This window comes from Janthinobacterium sp. DSP2-3-3 (assembly GCF_049897325.1).
Lineage (GTDB): Bacteria > Pseudomonadota > Gammaproteobacteria > Burkholderiales > Burkholderiaceae_D > Janthinobacterium.
The window spans coordinates 519,768-545,403 of record NZ_JAFCWA010000001.1; the positions used below are offsets into that span (position 1 = coordinate 519,768).

26 protein-coding genes and 1 tRNA gene are annotated in these 25,636 nt (G+C 59.9%); 1 reads left to right on the forward strand and 26 read right to left on the reverse strand.

Annotation, left to right across the window (positions count from 1 at the left end; genetic code table 11):
- Positions 1-4: 4 nt before the first annotated feature.
- The 24 genes from nuoL to rpsO form a co-directional block, all read right to left on the reverse strand.
- Entirely contained in the window at positions 5-2,098 is a 2,094-nt protein-coding gene (gene nuoL / locus ACP7DE_RS02575; RefSeq protein WP_426070605.1) for an NADH-quinone oxidoreductase subunit L, read from the reverse strand.
- 46 nt (positions 2,099-2,144) lie between these two features.
- On the reverse strand, positions 2,145-2,453 hold the full coding sequence (gene nuoK / locus ACP7DE_RS02580; protein WP_010399724.1) for an NADH-quinone oxidoreductase subunit NuoK: 309 nt from the start codon (positions 2,451-2,453) through the stop codon (positions 2,145-2,147).
- The gene (locus ACP7DE_RS02585; RefSeq protein ID WP_034779507.1) at positions 2,450-3,082 is read right to left on the reverse strand and encodes an NADH-quinone oxidoreductase subunit J; all 633 of its coding nucleotides are present in this window, start codon (positions 3,080-3,082) and stop codon (positions 2,450-2,452) included. The genes nuoK and ACP7DE_RS02585 overlap by 4 nt, the downstream gene beginning before the upstream one ends.
- Before the next feature lie 65 nt (positions 3,083-3,147).
- Positions 3,148-3,636, reverse strand: a complete 489-nt coding sequence (nuoI, locus tag ACP7DE_RS02590) for an NADH-quinone oxidoreductase subunit NuoI (RefSeq protein WP_010399726.1) — start codon at positions 3,634-3,636, stop codon at positions 3,148-3,150.
- 14 nt (positions 3,637-3,650) lie between these two features.
- Positions 3,651-4,733 (reverse strand): NADH-quinone oxidoreductase subunit NuoH, encoded by a 1,083-nt coding sequence (gene nuoH, locus ACP7DE_RS02595; protein WP_426070606.1) that lies wholly within the window; start codon positions 4,731-4,733, stop codon positions 3,651-3,653.
- Complete coding sequence (gene nuoG / locus ACP7DE_RS02600; RefSeq protein WP_426070607.1) at positions 4,733-7,066, reverse strand: NADH-quinone oxidoreductase subunit NuoG; 2,334 nt, start codon at positions 7,064-7,066, stop codon at positions 4,733-4,735. The genes nuoH and nuoG overlap by 1 nt, the downstream gene beginning before the upstream one ends.
- Before the next feature lie 22 nt (positions 7,067-7,088).
- Positions 7,089-8,384: an NADH-quinone oxidoreductase subunit NuoF gene (gene nuoF, locus ACP7DE_RS02605; RefSeq protein WP_426070608.1), complete on the reverse strand. Its 1,296-nt coding sequence runs from the start codon at positions 8,382-8,384 to the stop codon at positions 7,089-7,091.
- The gene (nuoE, locus tag ACP7DE_RS02610; RefSeq protein ID WP_034749989.1) at positions 8,381-8,860 is read right to left on the reverse strand and encodes an NADH-quinone oxidoreductase subunit NuoE; all 480 of its coding nucleotides are present in this window, start codon (positions 8,858-8,860) and stop codon (positions 8,381-8,383) included. The genes nuoF and nuoE overlap by 4 nt, the downstream gene beginning before the upstream one ends.
- A gap of 12 nt (positions 8,861-8,872) precedes the next feature.
- Positions 8,873-10,126, reverse strand: coding sequence for an NADH-quinone oxidoreductase subunit D (locus ACP7DE_RS02615; protein WP_426070609.1), 1,254 nt, complete (start codon positions 10,124-10,126; stop codon positions 8,873-8,875).
- Positions 10,126-10,719, reverse strand: coding sequence for an NADH-quinone oxidoreductase subunit C (locus ACP7DE_RS02620; RefSeq protein WP_102121879.1), 594 nt, complete (start codon positions 10,717-10,719; stop codon positions 10,126-10,128). The genes ACP7DE_RS02615 and ACP7DE_RS02620 overlap by 1 nt, the downstream gene beginning before the upstream one ends.
- A gap of 17 nt (positions 10,720-10,736) precedes the next feature.
- The gene (locus tag ACP7DE_RS02625; RefSeq protein WP_010399733.1) at positions 10,737-11,213 is read right to left on the reverse strand and encodes a NuoB/complex I 20 kDa subunit family protein; all 477 of its coding nucleotides are present in this window, start codon (positions 11,211-11,213) and stop codon (positions 10,737-10,739) included.
- 3 nt (positions 11,214-11,216) lie between these two features.
- The gene (locus tag ACP7DE_RS02630; RefSeq protein ID WP_071076971.1) at positions 11,217-11,576 is read right to left on the reverse strand and encodes an NADH-quinone oxidoreductase subunit A; all 360 of its coding nucleotides are present in this window, start codon (positions 11,574-11,576) and stop codon (positions 11,217-11,219) included.
- 177 nt (positions 11,577-11,753) lie between these two features.
- A tRNA-Leu gene (locus ACP7DE_RS02635) sits at positions 11,754-11,838 on the reverse strand.
- Between the two features lie 213 nt (positions 11,839-12,051).
- Positions 12,052-12,462, reverse strand: a complete 411-nt coding sequence (gene secG, locus ACP7DE_RS02640) for a preprotein translocase subunit SecG (protein WP_426070610.1) — start codon at positions 12,460-12,462, stop codon at positions 12,052-12,054.
- A 28-nt stretch (positions 12,463-12,490) separates the two neighbouring features.
- Positions 12,491-13,240, reverse strand: coding sequence for a triose-phosphate isomerase (gene tpiA / locus ACP7DE_RS02645; protein WP_426070611.1), 750 nt, complete (start codon positions 13,238-13,240; stop codon positions 12,491-12,493).
- Between the two features lie 72 nt (positions 13,241-13,312).
- Complete coding sequence (locus tag ACP7DE_RS02650) at positions 13,313-14,293, reverse strand: NAD(P)H-quinone oxidoreductase (protein ID WP_426070612.1); 981 nt, start codon at positions 14,291-14,293, stop codon at positions 13,313-13,315.
- A gap of 71 nt (positions 14,294-14,364) precedes the next feature.
- Entirely contained in the window at positions 14,365-14,973 is a 609-nt protein-coding gene (locus tag ACP7DE_RS02655; RefSeq protein WP_426070613.1) for a tetratricopeptide repeat protein, read from the reverse strand.
- Between the two features lie 62 nt (positions 14,974-15,035).
- Positions 15,036-15,797 (reverse strand): GIN domain-containing protein, encoded by a 762-nt coding sequence (locus ACP7DE_RS02660; RefSeq protein WP_426070614.1) that lies wholly within the window; start codon positions 15,795-15,797, stop codon positions 15,036-15,038.
- 108 nt (positions 15,798-15,905) lie between these two features.
- Positions 15,906-16,115 carry a hypothetical protein gene (locus ACP7DE_RS02665; RefSeq protein ID WP_426070615.1) on the reverse strand — a complete coding sequence of 70 codons (210 nt, stop codon included), beginning with the start codon at positions 16,113-16,115 and terminating at the stop codon, positions 15,906-15,908.
- A 177-nt stretch (positions 16,116-16,292) separates the two neighbouring features.
- Positions 16,293-18,248, reverse strand: a complete 1,956-nt coding sequence (locus ACP7DE_RS02670; protein ID WP_426070616.1) for a methyl-accepting chemotaxis protein — start codon at positions 18,246-18,248, stop codon at positions 16,293-16,295.
- Positions 18,249-18,391: 143 nt separating this feature from the next.
- Positions 18,392-18,691: a hypothetical protein gene (locus tag ACP7DE_RS02675; RefSeq protein ID WP_426070617.1), complete on the reverse strand. Its 300-nt coding sequence runs from the start codon at positions 18,689-18,691 to the stop codon at positions 18,392-18,394.
- Positions 18,692-18,697: 6 nt separating this feature from the next.
- Positions 18,698-19,393 carry a hypothetical protein gene (locus ACP7DE_RS02680; RefSeq protein ID WP_426070618.1) on the reverse strand — a complete coding sequence of 232 codons (696 nt, stop codon included), beginning with the start codon at positions 19,391-19,393 and terminating at the stop codon, positions 18,698-18,700.
- A gap of 221 nt (positions 19,394-19,614) precedes the next feature.
- The gene (gene pnp / locus ACP7DE_RS02685; RefSeq protein ID WP_426070619.1) at positions 19,615-21,732 is read right to left on the reverse strand and encodes a polyribonucleotide nucleotidyltransferase; all 2,118 of its coding nucleotides are present in this window, start codon (positions 21,730-21,732) and stop codon (positions 19,615-19,617) included.
- Positions 21,733-21,954: 222 nt separating this feature from the next.
- Positions 21,955-22,224, reverse strand: coding sequence for a 30S ribosomal protein S15 (gene rpsO, locus ACP7DE_RS02690; protein ID WP_010399743.1), 270 nt, complete (start codon positions 22,222-22,224; stop codon positions 21,955-21,957).
- A gap of 185 nt (positions 22,225-22,409) precedes the next feature.
- On the opposite strand from rpsO, the gene bamE reads away from it, so the two are divergent.
- Complete coding sequence (bamE, locus tag ACP7DE_RS02695; RefSeq protein WP_426070620.1) at positions 22,410-22,907, forward strand: outer membrane protein assembly factor BamE domain-containing protein; 498 nt, start codon at positions 22,410-22,412, stop codon at positions 22,905-22,907.
- A 142-nt stretch (positions 22,908-23,049) separates the two neighbouring features.
- Here bamE and ACP7DE_RS02700 read toward each other — a convergent pair whose 3' ends face one another.
- Both ACP7DE_RS02700 and pssA read right to left on the reverse strand, forming a co-directional pair.
- The gene (locus ACP7DE_RS02700; RefSeq protein ID WP_426070621.1) at positions 23,050-24,594 is read right to left on the reverse strand and encodes a 2-isopropylmalate synthase; all 1,545 of its coding nucleotides are present in this window, start codon (positions 24,592-24,594) and stop codon (positions 23,050-23,052) included.
- 48 nt (positions 24,595-24,642) lie between these two features.
- Positions 24,643-25,494: a CDP-diacylglycerol--serine O-phosphatidyltransferase gene (gene pssA / locus ACP7DE_RS02705; RefSeq protein ID WP_426070622.1), complete on the reverse strand. Its 852-nt coding sequence runs from the start codon at positions 25,492-25,494 to the stop codon at positions 24,643-24,645.
- Positions 25,495-25,636 lie beyond the last annotated feature (142 nt).

A 25,636-nucleotide genomic window follows, 5' to 3' on the forward strand; every position in this document is an offset into this window, starting at 1 on the left:
CAGCTTACTTAGCGGGCCAGAATGGCAGGAAATAGATCAGGAAGCCCAGCACGCCCAGGATCATCACGAATGCATAGTGATAGATGTAGCCGGTCTGCAGCACTCGCGCCAGCGAGGACAGCCAGGCGACGACCTTGGCGCTACCGTTGACCAGCAGGCCATCGATCAGCTTCTTGTCACCGAAGTTCCACAGGCCATTACCCAGCAAGCGGGCACCGCCGGCGAACACGACTTCATTGAACTTGTCCAGGTAGTACTTGTTGTCCAGCAGGGTGTGGATCGCATGGAACTTGGCAAAGAACCAGGCCGGCACGCGCGGGTTGACCATGTAGCAGTAGTAGGCTGCCACGACGCCGGACAATGCCAACCAGAACGGTGCCGTCGACAGGCCGTGGATCGCCATCGCCATTGCGCCGTGGAATTCATGCGACAACTCTTCCATTGCTGGATGGTTTTCGCCGACGAAGATCACGCCCTTGAAGAAATCGCCATGCAGCATCGGGCCGATGGTCAGGTAACCGATCAGCAGCGACGGGATCGCCAGCATCACCAGCGGGAACCATACGACGAATGGGGATTCATGCGGCTTCTGGCCAGGTTCCAGACCGTGGTGGCCGTGGTCGTCCTCTTCCTCTTCGTGATGGTCGTCATGCGCATCGCCGTGCGCGCCATGGGCCGCTTTCGGTGCGTGATGGTCATCATGCGCGTGACCTTGGCCGAAACGTTCCTTGCCGTGGAAGACGAGGAAATACATGCGGAACGAGTAGAAGGCGGTGACGAACACGCCAGCCAGCACGGCAAACTGGGCAAAGCCAGCGCCCCAGATGTGCGTCGCTTCGACGGCTTCGATGATGCTGTCTTTCGAGTAGAAACCGGAGAACAGCGGCGTGCCGATCAGGGCCAGCGAACCGACCAGGGACGTGATCCAGGTGATGGGCATGTACTTGCGCAGGCCACCCATGTTGCGGATATCCTGGTCATGGTGCATGCCGATGATGACGGAACCGGCGCCCAGGAACAGCAGTGCCTTGAAGAATGCGTGCGTCATCAGGTGGAACACGGCCACGGAGTAGGCGGACGAGCCCAGCGCAACCGTCATGTAGCCCAGCTGTGACAAGGTCGAGTAAGCGACGACGCGCTTGATATCGTTCTGGATGATGCCCAGGAAACCCATGAACAGCGCCGTGATGGAGCCGATCACCAAGATGAAGGACAGTGCCGTGTCGGACAGTTCGAACAGCGGCGACATGCGCGAGACCATGAAGATACCGGCCGTCACCATCGTCGCGGCGTGAATCAGCGCCGAGATCGGGGTCGGACCTTCCATCGAGTCAGGCAGCCAGACGTGCAGCGGGAACTGCGCCGATTTGCCCATCGCGCCGATGAACAGGCAGATGCAGGCGACGGTCAGCAGGGCCCAGTCGGTGCCTGGCAGGCTCAACAGCGCCAGTTCGTCTTTCTTGGCAAACACTTCCTGGTAGTTCATGGTGCCGGCGTAAGCCAGCAGCAGGCCGATGCCCAGGATGAAGCCGAAGTCGCCCACGCGGTTGACGAGGAAAGCCTTCATGTTGGCCACGATGGCCGTCGGACGCTGGTACCAGAAACCGATCAGCAGGTAAGAGACCAGGCCCACGGCTTCCCAACCGAAGAACAGTTGCAGGAAGTTGTTGGCCATGACCAGCATCAGCATCGAGAACGTGAACAGCGAGATGTAGGCGAAGAAGCGGTTGTAGCCTTCGTCATCCTTCATATAGCCGATCGTGTAAATGTGCACCATCAGGGAGACGAAGGTGACCACGCACATCATCATCGCCGACAGCGAATCGATCTGGAAGCCCACTTCCATCTTCAGGGTGCCGATCGTCATCCAGTTATAGATCGTGCCATTGAATGTCGCGCCATCCATCACTGCCAGCAATGTCTGCACGGACAGGATAAACGCAATCAGTACGCCCAGAATCGTCGCGGTATGCGACGTCTTGCGTCCGACCAAATTACCCAGGAACTGGGTGCCAAGCAAACCTGCAATCGCGGCACCGGCCAGCGGCGCCAGCGGTACGGCAAGAAGGAGGTTAGGGTTGAGGAGTTGCCCCGCCATGATGAACCTTAATCGTTATTATTCGAGAGATCGAGTCTGAAAAACATCAGCCTTTGAGGCTGTCCAGGTCTTCGACGTTGATGGTATCCAGATTACGGAACATCACCACCAGAATAGCCAGACCGATAGCCGACTCAGCGGCGGCAACCGTCAGGATGAAGAAAACGAAGATCTGACCGGCCGCGTCGCCCATGAAATGGGAGAACGCGATGAAATTCATATTCACCGCCAGCAGCATCAATTCGATTGCCATCAGCAATACGATGATGTTCTTGCGGTTCAGGAAAATACCGACGATCGAGATTGCGAACAGGATCGCGCCCAGGACCAGAAAATGTGTGAGCGATAATGTCATGGTGCCTCCTTAACTTCCGGCTCAGCCGCAGGACGCTCGACGACCGCGTCCATCTTGATGATCTTCAGGCGGTCGTTGCGCTTGACGCGTACCGCGTCGCCTGGAGCAAAATGCTTGGTGTCCTTGCGTTTGCGCAGGGTCAGTGCAACCGCGGCAACGATGGCCACCAGCAGCACGACGGCAGCGATCTCGAAGGCGAATACATATTTCGTGTAGATCAGCAGGCCCAGTTCCTTGGTGCCGCCCAGGTTGACGTTCACCGGAGCGATACTAGGCGCAAAGTTGCGGAAACCGTGCCACAGGACAGCGGCCATTTCCAGCACGATGATCACGCCCACCGTCACCGACAAAGGCAGGTAGCCCCAGAAACCTTCGCGCATGCGGTCGATATTGATATCGAGCATCATGACGACGAAGAGGAACAGCACCATCACGGCGCCGACATATACCAATACCAGCACGATGGCCAGGAATTCAGCTTGCAGCAGCATCCAGATGCCCGCTGCGGAAAAGAAGGACAGTACCAGGAACAGTACTGCGTGGACCGGATTACGGGCCGTGATGACGCGCGTCGCTGCCAGAATCAAGATCAGCGCGAAGGCGTAAAACAAAATTGTTTTAAAGTCCATAAAAAACCCAATAGACGTACAGATGAACGAGGGGCGCGCCGCAGCCAGGGGCTACGGCGCATCCATCAGCGATAAGGTGCGTCGGCGGCGCGCGCAGCGGCGATGTCATTTTCATAACGATCACCCACGGCCAGCAACATCTCTTTCGTGTAATACAAATCCCCGCGTTTCTCGCCGTGGTATTCCAGGATTTGCGTCTCGACGATCGAATCGACCGGGCAAGACTCTTCGCAGAAACCGCAGAAGATGCACTTGGTCAAGTCGATATCGTAACGCGTGGTGCGGCGCGAGCCGTCGTCACGCTGTTCCGATTCGATCGTGATGGCCATCGCCGGGCAAACCGCTTCGCACAGTTTGCAGGCGATGCAACGTTCCTCGCCGTTCGGGTAGCGGCGCAGCGCGTGCAAGCCACGGAAACGCGGCGAGATCGGTGTCTTCTCTTCCGGGAATTGCACCGTGATCTTGCGCGAAAACATGTACTTGCCTGTCAACGCCATGCCCTTGATCAGCTCGCCTAACAAGAGGCTGCTGAAGAAATCTTTTACCTTATCCATTCGTATGCACTCTCTTACTTCCAAATATTCCAGGATGTCTGCATCCAGGCAGCGACGAAGACCAGGTAGACCAGCGTCAACGGGATAAACACTTTCCAGCCGAGGCGCATGATCTGGTCATAACGATAGCGTGGGAAAGTACCGCGCACCCAGATGAACACCGACACGATGAAGAAGGTTTTTGCAAACAGCCAGAAGAAGCCGCCGAAACCACCCCAGAACTCAAGGAAAGCAAACGGTGCGGACCAGCCACCGAGGAACATGATCGAAGCCAGGGCGGCGATCAGGATCATGTTGGCGTATTCGGCCAGCATGAACATGGCGTAGGCCATGCCCGAGTACTCGACCATGTGGCCGGCGACGATTTCCGACTCGCCTTCGACGACGTCGAACGGGTGACGGTTGGCTTCAGCCAAGCCCGACACCAGGTAGATGACGAACATCGGCAGCAGCGGCAGCCAGTTCCACGACAGGAAGTTCACGCCCTTGTCGGCGAAAAAGCCGATTTGCTGGCCGCTGACGATGTCGATGAAGTTCAGGCTGCCCGAGACCATCAGCACGATGACCATCACGAAGCCCATCGGGATTTCATACGAAATCATCTGCGCCGAAGCGCGCATGGCGCCCATGAACGAGTACTTCGAGTTCGAAGCCCAGCCGGCGATGATGATGCCGTAGACTTCCATCGAGGTAATCGCCAGCAGCATCAGCAAGCCCGCGTTGACGTTGGCCAGCACGGCTTGCGGGCCGAACGGCACGACCGACCAGGCGGCCAGGGCCGGCATGATGGTCATGATCGGACCGATCACGAACAGGCCTTTGGCGGCTTTGGCCGGGATGATGATCTCTTTGAACAAGAGTTTCAGCGCATCGGCGATCGGTTGCAGCAAGCCCAGCGGACCTACGCGGTTCGGGCCGACGCGGATCTGGATCCAGCCGATCAGCTTGCGTTCCCACAAGGTCAGGTAGGCAACCAGGCCCATCAGCGGCAACAGCACGCACAGGATCTTGATCAGGGTCCAGAAGAACGGCCAGGAGCCGCCCAGCAAATCCTGGCCGCTGCTGTTGATGACGTTTACAAATTCAGGCAGAGCCATCAGATTTTCCCCTCTGCTGTTTCAACTGTGATATCACCGAACATGCCGCCAAGCTTTGCTGTCGAGGCATGCGCCGCCGACACTTTCACCACATTGGCTGGCAGGCCGGCATGGATTGCCGCCACCAGGATGGCGCTGCCGGAGCCTTGCGCCACTTTGACCTTGTCGCCCGCCTTGATGCCCAGCTTTTCAGCCAGCGCCAGGGACAGGTGCGCTTGCGGCGCGGCACCATCGACCGTGCGTTGCAAAGGTTCAGAGCGGCGTACCAGCGCGTCGGCGAAGTAGATCGGCACGTCGGCGATGCGTTGCAGCGCAGGCGACGCCGGTGCGTACGCTGCCGCTTCCGGTGCGTTCTTGGCGATATTGTTCAGCTGTGCCGACAGGTCGGTCACACCAAAGCCAAACGCTTCGTCGCGGATCGCTTCGGAGGTGTCGTAGTCGAAACCGGCCAGGCCCAGGATGTTGCCCAGGACGCGCAGCACTTTCCAGGCTGGACGGGTTTCCGCCAGCGGTTTGACGGTGCCGTTGAAGCTTTGCGCGCGGCCTTCGCAGTTGACGAAGGTGCCCGAGGTTTCAGCGAACGGAGCGATCGGCAGCAAGACATCGGCGTAATCCATGCCGTGCTTGAAGGCGGACATCGCCACGACCATGTCGGCGCCATCCAGGGCGGCGCGGGCCGCTTGTGGATTGGCGGCATCGAGTTCCGGCTCAGCGTGCAGCAGCACGTAAGCTTTTTTCGGCACGGCAAAGGCAGCTTGCACGTTGGCGCGCGGCTTGGCGACCAGGTGCGCGCCAACCGTATTGGCCGCTTCCGTCAGGTAACCGAGCTTGGCGCCCGTCTGTTCGGCGATCCATTGCGCGGCAGCATGCAGTTGCGACGCTTGCGGGTGTTGCGTTGCCGCGTTACCCAGCAGCACGGCACCGTTGTCACCAGCCATCAGGCTGGCGGCGATGGCCACAGCCACGTCCGAAGCGGCAACCGCTTCAAAACCGTTAGGCGCGGCGATTTCTTTCGCTTTGGCAACCGCGACGACCACTTCCGACAAGGCCGCCAGCCAATCGCTTGGTGCGACGATCATCTTGTTGGCGATGGTGATCAATTGATCATCGTCGGAGGCGTGCAAGATCGACAGCTTGGCGCCGCCCTTGACGGACGCGCGCAAACGCGTGGCCAGCAATGGGTGATCCTTGCGCAGGAACGAGCCGATGACGAAGGCACGCTTGATCTGGCCAAATTCGTTGATCGGCATGCCAAGCCATGGTTTCACACTTGCGTCCAGCGCGAAGTCGGTCTGGCGCAGGCGGAAGTCGACGTTCTCGGAACCGAGACCGTTGACGACTTTTTGCAGTAGTACCAGCTCTTCGACGGTCGAATGCGGCGTGGCCAGCGCGGCGATGGCGTCGGCGCCATGCTCGTGCTTGATGTTTTTCAAACCGTGCGCCACGTATTCCAGCGCCGTTTGCCAATCGACTTCTTTCCACTCATTGCCTTGTTTCAGCATCGGGGAAGTCAGGCGTTCGGCACTGTCCAGCGCTTCGTACGAGAAACGGTCCTTGTCCGAGATCCAGCACTCGTTGACGGCTTCGTTTTCCAGCGGCAATACGCGCTTGACCTTGCCAGCTTTCACTTGCACGATCAGGTTCGCGCCCAGGCCATCATGCGGGCTGACCGATTTGCGGCGCGACAGTTCCCACGTACGGGCGCTGTAGCGGAACGGCTTCGAGGTCAGTGCGCCGACCGGGCACAGGTCGATCATGTTGCCCGACAGTTCGGAGTCGACCGTCTGGCCCACAAACGACACGATTTCCGAGTGTTCGCCGCGGCCGATCATGCCCAACTCCATCACGCCGGCCACTTCCTGGCCAAAGCGTACGCAGCGGGTGCACTGGATGCAGCGCGACATTTCCTGCATGGAGACCAGCGGACCGGCTTCCTTCGGCTGCACCACGCGCTTGTCTTCCTTGTAGCGCGATTCGCTCTTGCCGTAGCCCACTGCCAAGTCTTGCAACTGGCATTCGCCGCCCTGATCGCAGATAGGGCAATCGAGCGGGTGGTTAATCAGCAAGAATTCCATGACCGACTTTTGCGCCTGCACAGCTTTATCGCTGGCGGAGCGCACGATCATGCCGGCACTGACCGGGGTCGCACAAGCGGGCAAAGGCTTGGGCGCCTTTTCCACTTCGACCAGGCACATGCGGCAGTTCGCTGCGATCGACAATTTCTTGTGATAACAGAAGTGCGGAATGTAGGTTCCCAATTTGTTGGCGGCGTCCATCACCATGCTACCAGCAGGGACTTCGACTTTTTTGCCGTCTATTTCGATTTCAACCATGGTGATCGTTACCTGACGCAGCTTAGATATATGCGGGCACTAAGCAATGCTTGTGCTCGATATGATATTCAAATTCTTCACGGAAATTCTTAATGAAGGCCCGTACCGGCATGGCAGCCGCATCGCCCAGCGCGCAAATGGTGCGGCCCTGGATGTTGTCGGCGATCGAGTTGAGCATGTCCAGGTCGTCTGGACGACCCTGCCCCTGCTCGATGCGGTGCACCATGCGGTACATCCAGCCTGTGCCTTCACGGCAAGGCGTACACTGGCCGCACGATTCTTCAAAGTAGAAGTAGGACAGGCGCTCCAGCGCCTTCACCATGCAGCGTGTTTCGTCCATCACGATGACGGCGCCCGAACCCAACATCGAACCGGCTTTCGCGATCGAGTCGTAGTCCAGGTCGGTTTGCATCATGATGTCGCCGCGGATCACCGGCGCGGACGAGCCGCCAGGGATCACGGCCTTGATCTTTTTGCCACCACGCATGCCGCCTGCCAGTTCCAGCAGTGTGGCAAACGGCGTGCCAAGCGGCACTTCGTAGTTGCCCGGCAATTCCACGTCGCCCGAGATCGAGAAGATCTTCGAACCACCATTGTTCGGCTTGCCCATGGCCAGGTATTTCTCTGGACCAATGTTCAGCACGAATGGCACGGCCGCGAAGGTTTCCGTGTTGTTGATCGTCGTCGGCTTGCCGTACAGGCCAAACGAGGCAGGGAAAGGCGGCTTGAAGCGCGGCTGGCCTTTCTTGCCTTCCAAGGACTCCAGCAGGGCCGTTTCTTCGCCGCAGATGTAGGCGCCATAACCATGGTGCGCATGCAACTGGAACGAGAACTCGCTGCCCATGATCTTGTCGCCCAGGAAACCGGCGGCACGCGCCTCTTCCAGCGCTTCTTCGAAACGCAGGTATTCCTGGAAGATTTCACCGTGGATATAGTTGTAGCCGACAGTGATGCCCATCGCATAAGCGCCAATGGCCATGCCTTCGATCAGCGCATGGGGATTGTAACGAATGATGTCGCGGTCCTTGAAAGTGCCCGGTTCGCCTTCATCTGTATTGCAGACGAGGTATTTTTGACCCGGGAACTGGCGCGGCATGAAGCTCCACTTCAAGCCGGTAGGGAAACCCGCGCCGCCACGGCCGCGCAAGGACGAAGCCTTGAGGTCGGCGATGATCTGTTCCGGCGTGATTTTCTCTTCCAGGATACGCCGCAGGGCGCTATAGCCGCCGCGGTTCACATAATCTTGCAAATGCCAGTTCTTGCCATCCAGATCCTTCAGGATCAATGGATCGATATGGCGGTTGTGGAGTGACGTCATTTCTTGAGTTCCTCCAGCATGGCGTCGATTTTCTCGTTCGACATCCAGCTGCACATGGTTTTATTACTGACCAGCAAGACAGGCGCATCGCCGCAAGCACCCATGCACTCGCCTTCAACCAGGGTGAACTGGCCATCGGCGGTGGTTTCGCGGAAATCGATACCCAGTTTCTGCTTCAGGTAGTCTGCAGCGCGCACGCCGCCCGACAGCGCGCATGGCAGGTTGGTGCACACGGTGATCTTGTGCTTGCCCACGGGTTTCACGTTGTACATATTGTAGAACGTGGCCACTTCCTGCACGGCAATCGCCGGCATGCCGATGTAATCGGCCAGTTCCTTCATGGTTTCCGGCGCCAGCCAGCCCAGTTCATCCTGGGCATGGGCCAGCGCGGCCATGACGGCCGACTGACGTTGGTCGGCCGGGTACTTGGCCAGCTCGCGGTCAATTTTCTTATAGCATTGTTCTGATAACAACATACTTTTTGCCTCTTAGCGGTCAATACTGCCGAACACGATATCTTGCGTCCCGATGATGGTCACGGCGTCGGCAAGCATGTGCCCACGCGCCATCTCATCGAGCGACTGCAAGTGAGCGTAGTCTGGCGCGCGCAGTTTCATGCGGTACGGTTTGTTGGCGCCATCGGACACCAGGTAGACGCCGAACTCGCCCTTCGGATGTTCCACGGCGCTGTAGGCCTCGCCTGGCGGCACGTGGAAACCTTCGGTAAACAGCTTGAAGTGGTGAATCAAGGACTCCATGTTGGTCTTCATGTCGACGCGGCCCGGAGGCGCCACCTTGCGGTTGCTGGTCATGACAGGACCTTCATTGTTGCGCAGCCACTCCACGCATTGCTTGATGATGCGGTTTGACTGGCGCAACTCTTCCACGCGGACCAGGTAGCGGTCGTAGCAATCGCCGTTGGTGCCGATAGGAATATCGAAATCCATCAGGTCGTACACTTCGTACGGCTGCTTCTTGCGCAAGTCCCACTGCACGCCCGAGCCGCGCAGCATGGCGCCCGTAAAGCCCATGGCCAGCGCATCTTCCGGCGAGACCACGCCGATGCCGACGGTACGCTGTTTCCAGATTCGATTATCGGTCAGCAGGGTTTCGTACTCGTCCACCGAATTCGGGAAACGGCGCGCGAAGTCTTCGATAAAGTCCAGCAGCGAACCCTGGCGGTTTTCATTCAGCTTGCCGATGGCCTTGGCGTTGCGGATGATCGACGCCTTGTGCTGCGGCATCGCGTTCGGCAAGTCACGGTACACGCCGCCCGGACGGTAGTAAGCCGCGTGCATGCGCGCGCCCGAGACTGCCTCGTAGGCGTCGAACAAGTCTTCACGGTCGCGGAAGCAATACAGGAACGGGCCCATGGCGCCAACGTCCAGCGCGTGGGTACCGAGCCACATCAAGTGATTCAGGATGCGCGTCATCTCGTCGAACATGACGCGGATGTATTGCGCGCGCAGCGGCACTTCCAGGCCCAGCATCTTTTCGATGGCCATCACGTACGCATGTTCATTGCACATCATCGACACATAGTCGAGACGGTCCATGTACGGCACGGATTGCAGATAAGTCTTTTGCTCGGCCAGCTTCTCGGTAGCGCGGTGCAGCAGGCCGATATGCGGGTCGGCACGCTGGATGACTTCGCCGTCCATCTCCAGCACCAGGCGCAGCACACCGTGCGCGGCTGGATGCTGTGGCCCAAAGTTCAGGGTGTAGTTCTTAATCTCAGCCATTATTTCATCCCGTAATGTTCTTCGCGGATCACGCGCGGCACGTTTTCCCGCGGCTCGATCGTCACAGGCTGGTAAATCACGCGCTTTTGTTCCGGATCGTAACGCATCTCGACATAGCCGGAGACAGGGAAATCCTTGCGGAACGGATGGCCGATGAAACCGTAATCGGTCAGCAGGCGGCGCAAGTCGTTGTGGCCTTCGAAGAGAATGCCCAGCAAGTCGAACGCTTCGCGCTCGTACCAGTTGACGGCACGCCAGATGTTCACCACGGAGGGCAGCAGCGGCATGTCGTCGTCGGGTGCGAACACGCGCACGCGCACGCGCCAGTTGTGCTTGACCGACAGCAAGTGCGAGACGGCCGCGAAACGCAGGCCATCCCAGCTACCGTCGCCATAGGTCGAGTAGTCGACGCCGCACAGGTCGAGCATTTGCTCGAAATGCAGGCTCGGATCATCGCGCAAGGTCTGCATCACGGCCAGGTAGTCCTCGGCCTTGACGACCAGGGTAACTTCGCCCAGTGCAACCGTCGTGCTAACGCGATCGCCCAGGGCAGTGCCGAGGGCGTTTTGCAATACTTCTAAATGTGTTGTCATAATCTGAAGCGGCCCGGTTAGCGTGCGATCGTGCTGGTACGCTTGATCTTGTTCTGCAACTGCATGATGCCGTACAGCAAGGCTTCAGCGGTCGGAGGACAGCCAGGCACATACACGTCGACGGGCACGATGCGGTCGCAACCGCGCACCACAGAATAGGAGTAATGGTAGTACCCGCCGCCATTCGCGCAGGAACCCATCGAGATGACCCAGCGTGGCTCTGCCATCTGGTCGTAGACCTTGCGCAAGGCCGGCGCCATCTTGTTGCACAGGGTGCCGGCAACGATCATGACGTCGGACTGACGCGGCGACGGACGAAACACGACGCCGAAACGGTCCATATCGTAGCGGGCTGCGCCCACATGCATCATTTCGACCGCACAGCAGGCCAGACCGAACGTCATCGGGAACATAGACCCGGTGCGCGCCCAGTTGATCAGCTTGTCGGCCGAGGTGGTGATGAAACCTTCGCTTAATACGCCTTCAATAGCCATGGCTTATTCCCAGTCAAGGGCACCTTTCTTCCAAATGTACCAAAATCCGACCACGAATTCAGCGATGAACACCATCATCGTGACGAAACCGGCCCAGCCCAGGTCGCGCATTGCAACGCCCCATGGGAAAAAGAATGCCGTTTCCAGATCGAACAAAATAAACAGGATTGCGACCAGATAGTAGCGCACATCAAATTTCATGCGCGCGTCTTCGAATGCTTCAAAGCCACATTCGTACGGGGAGAGTTTTGCTGCATCAGGCTTGTGAGGGCCCAACAGGCGCCCCAGGAGCTGGGGAGCGATACCGACACCAAGGCCGATAATAATAAACAGCAGGACGGGGAAGTAATTTTCGAGGTTCACGATTGATAAGCTTATATTGAACGATCGGTTAAATGAGGACGCTGCGATCATTTGCAGCGTATCTAACGCACGACCCCAATCAAAGCTAAGACCAGGATCGAACGACACATCCTCGTAAAAAAAGCCAGCAACTTTGTACGAGCCATGGCTCGTGCGCCGTTGCTGGCTTCTGATTTCTGGTGCCGACGACGAGACTCGAACTCGTACAGCTTTCGCCACTACCCCCTCAAGATAGCGTGTCTACCAATTTCACCACGTCGGCGGTAAGGCCCGTATTCTACTCTGCTTTGCCGCTAAAGTTAATGCACAAATGCATCAAAACACAGATAAAAACGATAAATTTTTACATCTTCCAGCACGCCAGGATTTTTTCCTGCCGCACTGCTAAAACATTCAGCAATAATCTGCCCGTAATGAGAATTACTCTCGATGAGGTATCGCGCGAGCACTCAGTAACTGCTCAGTGACTAGACGATTACTTTGGAATCGCGCCTGCCGGGGTGCTGGCAGCCGGTGCCGCCGCTGCTGGAGCGCTGGCCGCTGGTGCCGCAGGGGCTGCTGGCACCGTCGTCGGGATCGCGCCAGCGCCGGTGACTGGCACTGGCTTGACGACTTTATCCATCACGCCGCCGCCGACGATGGTGGCGCGCTGATTCGCCATCAACGACAGGGCCAGGGTGGCGCCGAAGAAAATCGCGGCGGCAACGCCCGTCGATTTCGACATGAAGTTCGACGAACCCGTCGCACCAAACAGGCTGCCCGAGGCGCCCGAACCGAAGGCGGCACCCATGTCGGCGCCCTTGCCGTGCTGCAACAACACCAGCGCGATAATCGACAATGCCGAAATAACCTGTGCTACCACTACCAGATTGAACATCATGTTCATTGCAATTCCATTCTTAGTTTAAATTAATTCAATCAGCGGCGTGAATAATTGCCAGGAAATCCGCCGCCTTCAATGCCGCCCCACCGATCAGACCGCCATCGATATCCGGCATCGCCATCAATTCTTGTGCGTTCTCCGGCTTCATGCTGCCGCCGTACAGGATCTGCACGCCAGGCGCCGCTACCGCATTCTTTGCCGCCAGCTGGCCGCGCAAGACCTGATGCACGTCCTGCGCCATTTGCGGCGTGGCCGTCTTGCCCGTGCCGATAGCCCAGACCGGCTCGTAGGCCAGCACCAGTTTCGCCACGTCGTCGGTGGAAATCGCCGCCAGCACGGCGCCCAGCTGCTGCGCCACCACCGCGTCGGTCTGACCCGCTTCGCGCTGCGCCAGCGTCTCGCCGATGCAAACGATAGGCGTGATGCCTGCCGCCAGCGCGGCAACCGTCTTGGCTGCCACCTGCGCATCACTCTCGCCGTGGTAGGCACGACGCTCGGAATGCCCGATCACCACATAGCTGCAGCCAAAATCCTGCAACATGGCGGTCGAAATTTCTCCCGTGTAGGCGCCACTGGCGTGCGCGGACACATCCTGCGCACCCCAGCCAAGAGCCGAACCTGCCAATTGCGCTTGGCACTGCGCCAGATACGGCGCAGGCACACAAACGGCGCTGGCGGCGCCAGAGGCAGTCAGGCCAGCCACTATTTCAGACAATAACACCGCGTTCGAGGTGCGACTGCCGTTCATTTTCCAATTTCCGACGACGAGTTTGCGACGCATAGTAGCCTAAATTCTAATAACCCGTCATTCTAACTCCGGCACCGATGCCGGTCAAACAGGCAGTACCCCGTTTCAAACAACTTGCAACATGATCTTGCCCACATGCATGCTCGCTTCCATCAACGCATGTGCCTCGTTGGCTTTTTCCAATGGGAAAGTTTGATAGATCACTGGCTTGATCTTGCCCGCCTCGATCAGGGGCCAGACGGTCGCGCGCAGATGGTGCGCGATGGCCGCCTTGAAGGCCACGGGACGGGGCCGCAGGGTCGAGCCGCTGACGCTCAGGCGGCGGCGCAGCACTTGGCCCAGGTCCAGCGTGGCCTTGCTGCCGCCCTGCACCGCGATCAGGCCGATGCGGCCATCGTCGGCCAGGCAATCAATTTCGCGCGGCAAGTAATCGCCGCCCACCATATCGAGGATGACGTCGACACCGCGGCCAGCGGTCAATTCCTTGACAACCGCCACGAAATCTTCCGTGCGGTAATTAATGCCCCGTTCGGCGCCCAGCGCTTCGCAGGCGCGCGCCTTCTCGTCGCTGCCCGCCGTGGCGAAGACGCGGTGGCCGAGCGCGGCGGCCAATTGAATGGCCGCCACGCCGATGCCGGAGGTACCGCCCTGCACCAGCAAGGTTTCACCATCGGCCAGGGCGCAGCGGTCAAACACATTGCTCCAGACGGTAAAGAAGTTTTCCGGCAGGGACGCGCCCTCCAGCGGCGTCAAGCCTTGCGGCAAGGGCAGGCACTGGCCGGCAGGCGCGGCGCAATACTCGGCATAGCCGCCGCCCTGCACCAGCGCGCAGACCAGGTCGCCTTTTTTGAATTCGGTGTTGCTAAAGTCGCCATCGACAACTTCGCCCGCCACTTCCAGGCCGGGCAAGTCCGACGCGCCGGCTGGCGGCGCGTATTTGCCCAGACGCTGCAACACGTCAGGGCGGTTGATGCCGGCCGCGTGCACCTTGATCAGCAGTTCGCCCGCCTTATATTGCGGCATGGGACGTTCGGCGATCTGCAAAACGTCGGCGGGACCTGGCTGGCTGATGGCAACTGCACGCATGGCGGGACTCTTTCAAGGGAAAACGGCGATTGTACGCCAAGCCGCTTGCCCTTGCAGACCGCCCTCTCCTCTTAACCGGCGCCCGTCTTCGACTGGCGCGGCAAGGGCATGCCCGGCTTCCATTTCGACGACAGGGCCTGCCCTTCTTCGACCTGCTCATGCGTCATCTTGCGCACCACGGCGGCGCGCTGGTCGGCCGCATTCGCGTTGCCATTGGCTGCCGCCAGGTTCCACAGCATGTAGGCGATAACGTTGTCCTGCGGCACGCCGCCCATGTGGTAGCGGTACATCAGCCCCAGCACCTGCTGCGCCTCTGCATGGTTCTGCTCGGCCGCCTTGCGGAACCAGCCGACGGCCTGCTTGTGGTCTTGCAGCACGGCGTTGCCCGTGTAATACATGGCGCCCACCACATACTGGGCATCGGCCTTGCCCTGCTCGGCCGCCTTGCGGTGCCAGAACATGGCTTGCTTGTAATCCTGCGGCAAGCCGCGCCCCATGTAATACATCAAACCCAGCAAATGCTGGGCATCGGCGTTGCCGGTCTTGGCAAGCGGCAGTATTTCCTTGTAAGCCAGCGCGTAATTCTTGTTGTTGTAGGCGCTGGCGCCTTCGACGAAGCCAGCCCGCGCGGGTAGCTGTATCGTCAACAGCATGAGTAATGTAATGATCAGTTTTTTCATCGGAATGGGATGTGGTCTGACTACTTATTCTTGTCCTGCCGAAGGCTTGCGGCAGGATGCTTTTATTTCCAGCTTACTTTGCCCAGGCCCTCGACGCTGACATCGCGGTTGGCCGGCTTGCCGTACACCACCACCGAACCGAGTCCGCTCAGGTTCAACTTGGCATTCGTATGGGCATTCACCGTGGCATTGCCGAGGCCGCTCAATTCCAGGTTGACGGCGTCCGCTTCGAATTGCTGCGCATTCAGGCTGCCCAGGCCGCCCAGGCTGGCTTTCAGGATGCGCCCGCGTCCGCCCAGCACCACCGAGCCGGCGCCCTGCAAGTCCAGTTCCGCGCGCTCATTGTTGCCGATCCAGAGCTGCATGCTGCCCACGCCGCCCAGGCTGGCATTGAGCTTGCGGTAGTCGCCCACCAGCTTGATGCTGCCCGCCCCTTCCAGAGACAGGGTCAGCTCCTCGCCCTTGAAACCCGTGATATCCGTGCTGCCAAAGCCTTCCGAGCTCAGTTCGCGTAAGTTCGGCAAGACCAGGTCGGCGCGTATCGACGAGGGGCCGATCTTGAAGCCGCGCACTTCCGTTTCGATGTGCAGGGTATCGCCGCTTTGCGCCGTGCTGACATCGGCGATGTAGCGCTTGTCGGCCGTGATGCTCAGCGAAGGCACATTGCCCTGGCGAATGCGCACTTCCATCACGCCATCGAGCTTGACGCGCACCACGCGGGCGTCGATGTTGCGCATTTCCAGCAAACGGGTCTCGGCGGCCGCGCCGCGCACCAGGCCCAGTGTCGCCAGGAACAGCAGCGCCAGTTGCAGTGTCTTTTTCATGTAGTGCATCCTCGGTATCTTGTTTTTATCTGCCTGCTCGCCCGCCAAGGGCGCCTGCATTGCTCGCGCAGCACCACTGTAGCAGCGCCGAAAATTGCTGACAATCAATTATGCAAAACGGGCTTTTTCGGCGGCGCTCAGGCGCTTGGCCTTGACTACCACCACTTGCATGCTAGCCTTGTTCGCTGGCGCGGCCACAGTGGCCGTGGAACTGGCCACTTGCAGGGCCGGAGCGGCCGGGGCGATGGCGTAGCAGCTGGCGCTGAGCAGGATGGCGGCGGCAACGGCAATGATTTCCATGTTTTTAGCGACGTTCATGTTGTTCTCCTCGGGTGTCTGGCAGTGGGCTTGCGGTATGGTGTCACTATAGCCATACCACTCCAGGCAGACACGCCGATTGCGACGAACTGCGCTTTTGGCAGGCTGGCCTGACAAAAACGCGGATGAACGTGCCGAATAAGCGTCGCGGGTAAACGTCGCTTGATTGCTGCGCGCTTAAAACTCTTCCCACTCGTCGGCACCGGACTTGGCCGACTTGGCCGCCTTGACCGGCTTGGCCGGCGACAGTGCGCGGGCCGGCACGCGCGGCGCCGGTGCGGCCGGCCTGGCCTTGAGGCGCGTCACGGGCGCGGGCGCGTCGGCAGGACCGGCCTCACCGAGGCGGAACATGCCGACCGCCTGCGCCAGGTCCACCGCCTGCTCCTGCAGGCTTTCCGCAGCGGCCGCAGCCTGCTCGACGAGGGCCGCGTTTTGCTGCGTCATGGTGTCCATGTGTGTGACGGCCGTATTGATTTCGCCGATGCCGGCGCTCTGTTCGCGGCTGGCCACCGTGATCTCGCTCATGATGGTCGTCAATTGCTGCACCGAGGCCACCACCTGATCCATGGTCTGACCCGCTTCATCGACGAGGCGACCGCCTGCATCCACCTTCTCCACCGAATCGCCAATCAATGCCTTGATTTCCTTCGCCGCGCCAGCCGACCGTTGCGCCAGGTTGCGCACTTCGGACGCCACCACGGCAAAGCCCCTGCCCTGCTCGCCAGCGCGCGCCGCCTCGACGGCGGCGTTCAGCGCCAGGATATTCGTCTGGAAGGCGATGCCGTCGATCACGCCGATGATATCGACGATCTTGCGCGAGCTTTCCTGAATGCCGGCCATGGTGCCCACCACTTGCTGCACCACGCGGCCGCCCTTGGCCGCCACTTCCGAGGCGGACATGGCCAGCTCGTTGGCCGCATGTGCGTTTTCCGCATTCTGCTTGACGGTCGAAGTCAGCTCATCCATCGAACTGGCTGTTTCTTCCAGCGCGCCCGCCTGCGCTTCCGTGCGTGACGACAGGTCGGCATTGCCGGCGGCAATGTCCGCCGACTCGCTGCGCACCAGGGCGCTGATACTGCGGATCTGCACCAGCACGGTGGCGATCTTTTCGACGAACAAATTGAAGGCCTTGGCGATCTGCGCCAGTTCGTCCGTGCCATCCGCGTCGAGGCGGCTGGTCAGGTCGCCATCGCCCGTGGCGATCGCTTCCATCGCATCGCGCACCACACCCAGGCGGCGCAGGGCACGCGCCACCAGCGCGCTCAGTACCGTGGCGGCCAGGGCCAGCACCAGCAAGGCCGTCAGGGCCGAGGCGCGCAGCATGGAGCTCAGGGCTTGCGTGGATTCCGCACGGTCGAGCACGGTAGCCAGCAGCCAGTCGCTGCCCGGCACCTTACTCACATGCAAGATACCATCGCGCTCGCCGAGGCGAATGGCGGCACCATCGCCGCTCTTTTCAATATTGCCCAGCGCCTGCGCGCTCAAGCCCGGGTCGAGCTCGGCCAGCGGTTTCAGGGTCAGCTTGCCGTCCGGGTGGGCGATGATCTTGCCGCCGCCATCGACGAGGAAGGCGTAGCTGGACGCCGTTGGCTTGATCGAGGCGACATTTTGCACCACCGCATCCATCATCACGTCGGCCGCCATCACGCCCGTCACGCTGCCCTTGCCGCCCAGCGGCTCGGCAAACGTCACCACCAGCTTGCCCGTGCTGGCGCCGATATACGGTGCCGTGATGATGGGGCCGCCCGTTTCCGACGCCAGCTTGTACCAGGGCCGCGCCGTGGGGTCGTAGTCGGCGGCGCGCTTGCGCTCTTGCGAAAAGACGGCGTGCTTGTCGGCAAAGCCGATATACGCCATGTCAAACGTGCCCGCTTGCTCGGCAGCCTTCAGGGCCGGCAGCGGATCGGCCGCCGTGGCGCCCTGCTTGAGCGAAGCCACCACGGCTTGCTTGGAACGCAGCCATTCGGCGATGGCCTGCGCGTGGCTGTGCGATAACTGCAGCATTTGCGTGTCGAGCGCGGCCAGGGTGCTTGAGCGCGTAGTGTAGAAATTGGCAATGGCAACGGCCAGCATGGCCAGCACGACGATGGAAACAGCGATGGCGATCAGCCGCGCCTTAAGGGAGGACAACATGGTGCATCCAATAAAAAAGAGAAAATCGGGAGGGATGCGCCATGGTCAGGGAATAAGATTTTGTCGTCAAGCAATACCGACTATCAATTACCCATAAACAACAATTGATACCTTATGTTAACCACCTATTAACTACATTTCAACTAAAGTTCGCCGCGCAGTTTGCGCAAGGCCGGCGATTCGCCGCCCGTGGCCTCGATGCGGAAACGGGCAAACGTCTGCTCCAGTTCGGGGTAACGGCGCAGACCGCCTTCGTTAAAATAGCGCGCGCCGGGGATCTCACCCCAGGCCAGCGGCGCGCTCACGGCGCCAGCGGCCACCTGCGCCAGCAGCGGCGCCAGCGCGCTACGCAGGTCGGCCACCTCCCCGTCGGCCGGCGTCAGGCGCGCCAGCAACTGTTCCAGTTCGGTAGCAAGGGCTTGCAAGCGCTGCTGGTCCATCATCTCTCCTCAGTTTTTGATCGTGCCGATCAGCACAGGGACTGACCACAAGTTTCGGTTGGGTAGCAAATACTGTTGCGCCCCGCCCTTGCGCCGCACCAAGCCGCCCAGCTCCTGCGTGGGCGCCACCTGGCTGACAAACACCTTGACGGTGCCCTTGGGCATGATCTGATACACATCATACAGCGGCGCCTCACTCTTCAGGGGCAAGCCGAAGCAGTCAGCCAGGCTGGCACACTGGCCCGAGGCCAGCTGCAATTGCGCGCTGGTGGTGAAATACGGCGAATACGGCGACACATTCTGGCCATGCGGCACGATCTTCACCAGCGCGGCCGACATGGCTTGCAAGTCCGGCAAGGTACTGCCGGAAGCCAACTGCTCGACCGCCCGCGCATAGATGGTGTCGGCCGGGGCGGCGGGATCGGCGGCGCGCAGTTCGCGCAGGAACTGCTGCCCTGGTCCGCTATCGAGATAGGGATCGATCGCTTCCCGCTGCAAGCCCGCCGTCTTGAAGGTGCTGAGGTCATGGATTTCGCGCGCATGCACGGCGCGCAAGGCGTCGATATCCTGCGCCGGCATGGCCGTGGACGCGGCGGCGATGGGAATCGGCAGCGGCACCGGCGTGGGCGCGCTGTCCAGCTGTGCCCGGACGCCGGGCACGACGGCAAGCAAAAAGGCGGCGGCCAGCCCGCAGAATGTGCGCATGCTGCATCTCCTTGGAAGACTCGTTCAGGGGAAGATCCCATGCCGAATCTACAGAGAGCGACAGCGGTCGATACGCGCTACATCAAGGCCGGCGCAGACAGGCGGACAAGGCGGCATCCACCTTCGATACAGCGCAAACAAGACGTAAAAAACCGCCAGGCTTGCGCGCTGGCGGTTTTGAGCATGCGGCCGAGGCCGCACTCAGGCGAACTTAAACGAACTTAAGCGGCTGGCGCTTCGTTGCCTTCAGCAGCTTTCATCGACAGCTTCAGACGGCCGCGGTCGTCCGTTTCCAGCACTTTAACGCGCACCAGCTGGCCTTCTTTCAGGTAATCGGCCACGGCGTTGACGCGCTCGTTGGCGATCTGGCTGATGTGCAGCAAGCCGTCCTTGCCTGGCATGACTTGCACGATGGCGCCGAAGTCCAGCAGTTTCAGCACGGTGCCTTCGTAGGTCTTGCCCACTTCGACGGAAGCGGTCAGTTCTTCGATGCGGCGCTTGGCTTCCTGGCCGGCAGCAGCGTCAACGGAAGCGATGGTGACCACGCCTTCGTCGCTGATGTCGATCTGGGTGCCCGTCTCTTCGGTCAGCGCACGAATCACGGCGCCGCCCTTGCCGATCACGTCACGGATTTTTTCCGGGTTGATCTTGATGGTGATCAGACGCGGTGCGAAATCGGACAGTTCGGTTTTGACGTGCGGCATGGCTTTTTGCATTTCGCCCAGGATGTGCTCGCGGCCTTCCTTGGCTTGCGCCAGTGCCACTTGCATGATTTCCTTGGTGATGCCCATGATCTTGATGTCCATCTGCAGCGCCGTGATACCGTTGCGGGTACCGGCTACCTTGAAGTCCATGTCGCCCAGGTGATCTTCGTCGCCCAGGATGTCGGACAGCACGGCAAACTTGCCGCCTTCCTTGATCAGGCCCATGGCGATACCGGCCACGTGTTCTTTCATCGGCACGCCGGCGTCCATCAGTGCCAGGCAGCCGCCGCAGACGGAAGCCATCGACGAGGAACCGTTCGATTCCGTGATTTCCGATACCAGGCGCACCGAGTAGCTGAACTCTTCAGCTGCTGGCAGGGCGGCGATCAGCGCGCGCTTGGCCAGGCGGCCGTGACCGATTTCGCGGCGTTTTGGCGTACCGACACGGCCCGTTTCGCCGGTGGCGAACGGAGGCATGTTGTAATGCAGCATGAACGAATCGGTGAACTCGCCCATCAGCGCATCAATCTTCTGGCTGTCGCGGGCGGTGCCCAGGGTGGCGACGACCAGCGCTTGCGTTTCGCCGCGCGTGAACAGGGCCGAACCGTGGGTGCGTGGCAACACGCTGGTGCGGATCGAGATCGGACGCACGGTGCGCGTGTCGCGGCCGTCGATGCGTGGCTCACCGTCCAGGATTTGCGTACGCACGATTTTCGCTTCGATGTCGAACAGGATGTTGTTGACTTCGGCGCTGTCGATGGACGCGCCGCCGGCAGCAGCCGCTTCGGCCGACAGGTCGGCGATCACTTCCGACGTCGCTGCTTTCAGCTTGGCCGTACGCTCTTGCTTGTCCTTGGTTTGATACGCATCATTGATCTTGGCGTTGGCGAAATGCGCGACGCGGGCGATCAGTGCTTCGTTTTTCGGCGCAGGCGCCCATTCCACTTCCGGCTTGCCGCCGTCACGCACCAGGTCGTGAATCGCGTCGATGACGACTTTCATCTGGTCGTGGCCGAAAACCACGGCGCCCAGCATGATTTCTTCGGACAGTTGTTTTGCTTCCGATTCGACCATCAGCACGGCCGTTTCGGTACCGGCGACCACCAGGTCCATTTCCGACGTTTTCAGTTGCTGAACGGTTGGGTTCAGGATGTACTGGCCGTTGGCGTAACCGACGCGCGCGGCGCCGATCGGGCCGCTGAAAGGCACGCCCGATACGCACAGGGCAGCCGATGCACCGATCATGGCGGCGATGTCCGGATCGATTTCCGGGTTGACCGACAGCACGTGAATGATGACTTGCACTTCATTCAGGTAGCCTTCCGGGAACAGCGGACGGATAGGACGGTCGATCAGACGGGATGTCAGTGTTTCTTTTTCGGAAGGACGGCCTTCGCGCTTGAAAAAACCGCCCGGGATTTTACCGGCAGCATAGGTTTTTTCAACATAATCAACCGTCAAAGGGAAGAAATCCTGGCCTGGCTTGGCATCTTTGCGTGCCACCACCGTTGCCAGAACGACGGTATCTTCGATCGACACCAGCACTGCGCCGGATGCCTGACGTGCGATTTCGCCGGTTTCCAGGGTCACTTGGTGTTGACCGTACTGGAAGGTTTTCGTAACTTTGTTAAACATGGGGTATCCCTTTTCTAATTGCCGACAGATTTTCAGGGGCTGTCGTTCACCTCACCACAGGCGGCGGAAGAACCGTTGCCGCCTTTTACTACCTTACTTTTAAAACATGATATCGGTAAGAGAATACTGTACTTCCCGACATAAATCCGGAATTCAAATGACAAAATGCCCGCGTCAGCGAACTGGCGCAGGCATTTCTGTATAAACCTTGTACGGCAAAAATTACTTGCGCAGACCAAGTTTAGCGATCAGGTCGCGATAACGGGTAGCGTCTTTAGCCTTCAGGTAGGACAACAGGCTCTTACGACGATTGACCATCATGATCAGGCCGCGGCGGGAGTGGTGATCTTTCGAGTGGGCTTTGAAGTGGCCGTTCAGTTCGTTGATGCGAGCTGTCAGCAGTGCAACTTGCACTTCAGGGGAGCCGGTGTCGTTTTGACCACGTGCGTTGTCCGCGATGATAGCGGCTTTGTTGATGTTTTCTACTGTCATGATAAACCTTTCACATGCGGTGCACAGAGTCTGAACCCTATCCACCGTGAACTACGATTATTAAAATACTGGTCTATGCTTCCAACCAGACGCGCAAGTATATCGGAAAAAAGCCCGCCTGTATCCTGTCGTGCGGGCTTTTCTCGGCGCATGATAGGTTTTTCCTGCATTTCAGGAGGTCAAACATGAAAAAACTGCTCAATTTGGCAACACCGCTGCTGTTTGCCGCGCTGGCCGGCTGCGCCAGCTGGAACGTCCCGCCGCCCCAGCCGGGCGAGCCGCGCGCCGCCGTGGAAGCGCGCCTGGGCCGGCCGACGGCCATCTACTCATTGCCCACGGGCCCGGAACTGGAATACGCTACGGGGCCGTACGGCCAGTACACGTATATGGCCCGCTTCGGCCCCGACGACAAGTTAATTTCCTACGAGCAAGTACTCGACACGCCAGGCTTTGCCCGCATCAAGGTGGGCGTGTCGACTCAGCAAGACGTGTTGCACACCCTGGGTCGCCCGACGGAAAAATCGTATCTGGCGCTACCCAAGCTCTACGTCTGGTCTTACCGCTACAAGGAATCGGGCGTCTGGGATTCCATGATGCACGTGCACTTCGACCACGACGGCATCGTGCGCATGATGATGAACGGCCCCGATCCGGCCAAGGAAGAGCGGCGCTTTTTCTGGTAAAACATTACCGGCGTAACGACGCCTGATAAAACCGTAGCGAGCGGCAGTGATTTGTGGCCGAGAAGCGCAGCCGTGCTAGAGCACGGTGAGCATCGCCGGCCGCAAAGCGCGACGCGCAGTAGGTTTAATCAGGCGTCCTTTACTACGGCTGCGGGTTGATACGCTCGTCCTTGGCGTGCAGTTTATTGAGGGCCGACAAATACGCCTTGGCCGACGCGACGATGATGTCGGGGTCGGCACCCACGCCATTGACGATGCGTCCGTCGCGCGACAAACGCATCGTGACTTCGCCCTGCGACTGCGTGCCCGTGCTGATGGCGTTGACGGAGAACAAGACCAGCTCTGCGCCGCTGGCGGCTGCGCTTTCGATGGCGTTGACGGTAGCGTCGACGGGGCCGTCGCCCTGCCCTTCGCAGCTGCGTTGCACGCCGCCGACGAGAAATTCCACGCGCGCATGGGGCACGGCACCCGTCGTCGATTGCTGCGTCAGCGCAATAAAACGGTAGTGCTCACTCTCCTGCGCCTGCTGTTCCTCGCTGACGAGGGCCATGATATCTTCATCGAAAATCTCGGATTTCCGGTCCGCCAGCTCCTTGAAGCGCAGGAAGGCCGCGTTGACTTCCGCCTCCGATGCCAGCGCGATGCCCAGTTCGTGCAGCCGCTGCTTGAAGGCATTGCGGCCCGACAGCTTGCCCAACACGATCTTGTTGGCCGCCCAGCCCACGTCTTCGGCGCGCATGATTTCATACGTCTCGCGCGCTTTCAAGATGCCATCCTGGTGGATGCCGGACGCGTGCGCAAAGGCGTTCGCGCCCACGACGGCCTTGTTCGGCTGCACGGCAAAGCCCGTAATTTGCGACACCATTTTCGAGGTCGCCACGATTTGCGTGGTGTCGATGCCCACCGTCAAGTTGTAATAGGCGGCGCGCGTGCGCAGCGCCATCACCACTTCTTCCAGCGCCGTGTTGCCGGCTCGCTCTCCAAGGCCGTTGATGGTGCACTCGATCTGGCGCGCGCCGCCAATCATGACGCCGGCCAGCGAATTGGCGACAGCCAGGCCCAGGTCGTTATGACAATGCACAGACCAGATGGCTTTATCTGAATTCGGTATGCGTTCGCGCAAGCGCTTGATGGTATTGCCAAAGATTTCAGGCACGGCGTAACCGACCGTATCGGGGAAATTGATGGTGGTGGCGCCTTCGGCGATCACGGCTTCCAGCACGCGGCACAAAAAATCCTCGTCGGAGCGGCTGCCGTCTTCGGGGCTGAATTCGATGTCGTCCGTGAACTGGCGCGCGTACCGCACGGCGTTTTGCGCCTGCAGCAAGACTTGCTCTGGCGTCATGCGCAGCTTCATCTGCATGTGCAGGGGCGAAGTGGCAATAAAAGTATGGATGCGCTTGCGCTCAGCCGGTTGCAGGGCTTCGGCGGCGCGGGCGATGTCGCGGTCGTTGGCGCGCGACAGCGAGCAGATGGTGGACTCGCGCACGGCGCCCGCAATCGCCCGTATCGACTCGAAGTCGCCCTGCGAGGCGGCGGCGAAGCCCGCTTCGATCACGTCGACCTTCATGCGCTCGAGCTGCTTGGCGATGCGTAGCTTTTCCTCGCGCGTCATGGAGGCGCCCGGCGATTGCTCGCCGTCGCGCAAGGTGGTGTCAAAAATGATGAGTCGGTTGCTGGTGTTCATGGCTGCTCCTGGCTGGCTGAAGACTGGCGACGCTACCGACTCAGCGCATCAATGCTCGGGGTCGGTCTGGATGATGCTGACGGGCTTGCCCTTCGCCATGCGCCAGAAAAACACGGCGTAGCCGGACAGGCCATAGGCGACGAAAATCGGGAACAGCACTTTCGGCGGGTCGATGGAAATGAGCGCGAAGAACAATGCCAGCAGGAATACCACGATGAAGGGCACGGACTTGCGGAAATTCACATCCTTGAAACTGTAAAACGGCACATTCGTGACCATGGTGAGGCCGGCGAACAGGGCAATCGTCCACGAGACCCAGGCCAGTTGGTTGCCGGCAAACTCTAGGTCATTCATCAGCAGAATGAAGCCGGCCACCATGGCCGCTGCCGCCGGGCTGGGCAAGCCCTGGAAGAAGCGCTTGTCGACGACCTGGATATTTGTGTTGAAGCGGGCCAGGCGCAGGGCGGCGCCTGCGCAATACACGAAGGCCGCCAGCCAGCCCAGCTTACCCATGCCGCGCAGCGACCATTCATAGATCACCAGCGCCGGCGCGGCGCCAAACGACACCATGTCGGACAGGCTGTCGTACTGGGCGCCGAATTCGCTCTGCGTATTCGTCAGGCGCGCGATGCGGCCGTCGAGGCCATCGAGGATCATGGCGATGAAGATGGCCCAGGCCGCGTGTTCGAATTTCTGGTTCATGGCCATGACGATGGCGTAGAAGCCGCAAAACAGGGCTGCCGTCGTGAAAGCATTCGGCAACAGATAGATGCCGCGGCGGCGCAAGGTTTTCTTGCCAGTACCATCGTTGACCGGCTGGCGCACGAATTTGCTGAAGCGGGACGCTTTGGAGACTGCGGGGTTGCCGTTCTTGCCTCTACGACGGGGGAAGTTTGCCATGTTGTTCCATATCTTGTGTACTGCCGGGGATTCGGCGCCAGATGACGGGCGCACGGCCATTACACCATGCGCGCGCCGATCCTGCCATTATAGAGGAGCCACCGCCAAAGAAAAGCGCGGCAGCATCAAGCTGACAATATTG